This is a genomic window from Rhodococcus sp. IEGM 1351, from assembly GCF_030056875.1.
Taxonomy (GTDB): Bacteria; Actinomycetota; Actinomycetes; order Mycobacteriales; family Mycobacteriaceae; genus Rhodococcus_F; species Rhodococcus_F opacus.
This window is the reverse complement of the sequence record NZ_JASHKU010000070.1, coordinates 1-3,101: the sequence shown is the minus strand read 5'-3', so window position 1 is coordinate 3,101 and position 3,101 is coordinate 1. Positions and strand designations below refer to the sequence as shown.

General features: G+C 64.0%; 4 protein-coding genes and 1 pseudogene. 1 reads left to right on the top strand and 4 read right to left on the bottom strand.

The window, feature by feature from the left end:
* A partial coding sequence (locus QM806_RS40755; RefSeq protein ID WP_283295028.1) for a hypothetical protein occupies positions 1-236 on the top strand: 236 nt, incomplete at its 5' end.
* Between the two features lie 45 nt (positions 237-281).
* On the opposite strand, the gene QM806_RS40750 is transcribed toward QM806_RS40755, so the two are convergent.
* The 4 genes and pseudogenes from QM806_RS40750 to QM806_RS40735 form a co-directional block, all read right to left on the bottom strand.
* Complete coding sequence (locus QM806_RS40750) at positions 282-479, bottom strand: hypothetical protein (protein ID WP_283295027.1); 198 nt, start codon at positions 477-479, stop codon at positions 282-284.
* A gap of 766 nt (positions 480-1,245) precedes the next feature.
* Positions 1,246-1,527 (bottom strand): hypothetical protein, encoded by a 282-nt coding sequence (locus QM806_RS40745; RefSeq protein ID WP_283295026.1) that lies wholly within the window; start codon positions 1,525-1,527, stop codon positions 1,246-1,248.
* 158 nt (positions 1,528-1,685) lie between these two features.
* Positions 1,686-1,826, bottom strand: coding sequence for a hypothetical protein (locus QM806_RS40740; protein WP_283295025.1), 141 nt, complete (start codon positions 1,824-1,826; stop codon positions 1,686-1,688).
* A 1,040-nt stretch (positions 1,827-2,866) separates the two neighbouring features.
* Positions 2,867-3,047 (bottom strand): annotated as a pseudogene (locus QM806_RS40735) (transposase); the annotation flags it as partial.
* Between the last annotated feature and the right edge of the window lie 54 nt (positions 3,048-3,101).

The window sequence follows — 3,101 nt, the reverse complement described above, 5'->3', positions numbered from 1 at the left end:
CTGCCCCGCGGACGATCTGCGCCCGGGTCACCGCCGCCCGTTGCTGTTGCACCATCTACCGCACCTTCCATGCCTTCGCGCCGCAGCCCGGTGACTTTCGATCGCACCCCTTGCAGCCTGCGCGACGCTACCACCGGCACCGGCGCGCCTCACCCCTGAATAAAATCCGCGTCCACCTGCATGTGCACCGATACCCGCTCGCACGAAAACAGACCACCGTGCCGCTTCTTCGGTGAACGCCGCCCGATCCGCGTCAGCGCCATCGCAGCTCCGGTATGCCGCTATCGGCGGTCGCGGTACTGCTTGGCGATCTCGTCGGCGTCCCGGGCCAGCCAGGTCAGCTCCCCCACCGATTCATCCCCGGGCAAGAGCAGATCCGCCCATCGGCGCTGCGGCCCGCGGACACACACCAACGCCAACCCGGAATCCGACAACGTCTGCCACAGCTGCTCACCCACCGGCGACCCCATGTCCCCCATTCAACCGCACCACACCGCACTCACACGAGGAACAGACCGACCAGTCCGACCTCGCACACCCGCCCCACCACCTTGCGCTCTACACCACTCGCCGACGTCTTGTGCGCCCGGGCGGGTGGAGTTCGGGAGGATCGGTACCAGGCGAGTCGATCGGTCAGGCACCGAATCCGCCCCGCCACAAACAACACGCGCACGCGCGCATTCGAATCGGGCGAGCCTGCACCGACGGCCGCCGGCCGAAGTACGGCCCACCGAGAAAGACATGTGGCCTGGGTCACATTTCAGCCAGCGGGGCGGGCGGCGGATCTACCATTTCCTCGCACCGGAACACGAAGGAGCAGGTCGCCAAACCAATACGGCGCCAGCCAAACCTGCACTGGCTAGCAGCGATTGGCGCACGCACCGCTCCGACGAACTCCGTGGCTCCGGTCGAAAACTTCACACGCAGCACATCCGAGGAGACATCAGCGACGCCCACCACCCAGGCGCACCAGCACGGAGCCGCACCGCCGAGCGTTGCGCGGTCAGGCTTGACGCGGCGGGTACCAGTTGTACGTCCCGGCGAGGCCTGGCCGGAGGGGACTCCACTCCGACCGGGCCGCTTCGGCTCACCCAGGGCTTCACCGTGTCTCGGGGAGCCTCTGGCGCGTAGGTCACAGCGGCCGAGATGGTTTCAGCTTCCATTGATAGTGCAGTCGCGGGCTCCGCCTTGGACTCAGCTGGTCCCGTACCCACGCCCGCGCACTCCCGGCTTACGTCGTCAACTTCACCCGACACAGATCAGGACACCCACGACCGCTACTGCGACCAGCGAGGCGGCGCCGCAGATCAGCCACGCCCGCGTTGCCAGCTGCCGCCACCGATCGCACCGCTCGTCCACATCCCCGACAGCGACCGAGCCCACCGGATTCGGATGGGACGCCCGGGACTGCGCAAGGCGGCGGACCTTCGCGTCCGCTCGTGCCGCCACACCGAACGAGACGGGCACCACCAGAAGCGTCACCACCAGCAGACCAACCATGAGACCTACGCCCGTCCCGAACATCATCGTCCCTTCCACAGCAAACAGGGCCCGTCACGGATATCGCGCGTTGATCACCGGCCACGCGGGGCCACCACAACCACGCCCCTGCCCGCTCTATCGCCGAACTGCCACCGAGTGTTTCACTCGCCGGCATCGGCGCAGAACCATCAGGCGCCCCGGGCCTACACGCCGGGCATCGGGAACTTCCACACCGCCACCACAACCACGCCCATGATCAGCCCCGCGTACAGAACAGTGCCAACCACACCGACCCGCAACGCATTCAGCAGACTTGCACCCATGCTCTCGATATTTCGTGCCACGACAACTCTTCTCTCACGTGCAGATATTCTCGATTGCCACGTCGACGGCGGCGTACCAGCTACCTTGGACCGACGTCGACACCTGCACATCGACCGAAATACCTACACCCATACCCGAAATCGGGTCCGAAATTGGGTCTGGACTCAGCACAAGACGACTCGAGATCACACTTACTGGTCGGTTAGGGCTATTGAGTGATGCGAAAGTAGAGCAATGGCGTGGATCACACTCCCTGGACTTCCAGGCTCCGGCTCACGAAGATCAGTGATGCGCTGCTCGTTACTACGTGCAGGTTGTCCGTGTAGCGCCCCTGCCAGCTGATGTACATCGTTGGCGGGGGCTGCGCTTGGCCGTGAAACCACACATCAACCGGTACCGCCGCCCCTATGGGCTCCTACCGCCAGACGTGACTGGCGGCACCCACTCGGCCACCGATCAGACGGCACCGCAACCACCCCCGGCACCACCCCCTGATGCCAAACCCAGGTCAAGGTCGTGGACACTCCGGAACCCAGTGGTGAACACATCGCTCGGTGTCTCTGACGGGCTAAGGTATTCGTTGTTGCACGAGTGCAAGGGCGGGCCGCTCGGCGCGCTCGGCACACCACGTACTGGCCACGCTCGAACGAGCTGACTAGCTCGCGATATACCACAGCCTGCTCGAATCGCTGATCACACGATGCTCGGGCAAGGCGCCACCGTCGACTGCGCAAGCGACAACGTCGTCGCACAGAGGCGGCACAGAGTCACCGACAAACACGGCGCCCGCCTTCACATCGTCGAAAGCGTCTGCAGTGACCAGACCGAGCACCGCCGACGGCCAACCAGTGAACGGACACGCGTCACTGGCTCGATGGCCCCTCGGCGCGCAACCCACACTGCTCGATCGTCAACTCACGCAGCGATACCCACATTCAAACCGAATGGTCGGACGATCGATGGATGTGGCGATTGATGACAATTTCAGCGTTGGACGAAGACGATGTACGACGCGTCCAAGAATCCATTTAGACCTTGGGCCTAGCAGTCCCGTTAGCTGAACGGCTTCGATGGGTGTGCGAAAGTCTAGCCGCTTCCGGGCGCGCTCATTGAGTTGCCGTGAGACCCACTCCAGGTCTGCCTTCGCAGCGCACCCTCAGGTCCGAGCCTTTGGGGAAGTACTGACGGAGAATGCCGTTCGTATTCTCGTTGGTTCCGCGCTGCCATGGTGCGTGTGGATCTTAGTGGTCTGATTCGTTAATTTGTCGGGGGTCATGCCGCTTGCAGGGTTCGAT